The sequence below is a fragment of the Acinetobacter sp. T_3_1 genome (assembly GCF_025377055.1).
Lineage (GTDB): Bacteria > Pseudomonadota > Gammaproteobacteria > Pseudomonadales > Moraxellaceae > Acinetobacter > Acinetobacter kookii.
The window spans coordinates 1-314 of record NZ_JACHVD010000060.1 but is presented as its reverse complement, the minus strand read 5'-3'; the positions used below and the strand labels follow the sequence as shown (position 1 = coordinate 314).

The following is a 314-nucleotide window of genomic DNA, read 5'->3' as shown; positions in this document are numbered from 1 at the left end:
AACGGTTTGGTTGATGCGAGTGATTTTGATGACGAGCGTAATGGCTGGCCTGTTGAACAAGTCTGGAAAGAAATGCATAAGCTTTTGCCATTCTCACCGGATTCAGTCGTCACTCATGGTGATTTCTCACTTGATAACCTTATTTTTGACGAGGGGAAATTAATAGGTTGTATTGATGTTGGACGAGTCGGAATCGCAGACCGATACCAGGATCTTGCCATCCTATGGAACTGCCTCGGTGAGTTTTCTCCTTCATTACAGAAACGGCTTTTTCAAAAATATGGTATTGATAATCCTGATATGAATAAATTGCA

The 314-nt window shown here is 41.4% G+C and carries 1 protein-coding gene; it reads left to right on the top strand.

All coding sequences use genetic code 11. The features are described from left to right. A partial coding sequence (locus H4I94_RS16220) for a phosphotransferase (protein WP_261183733.1) occupies window positions 1–314 on the top strand: 314 nt, incomplete at both ends.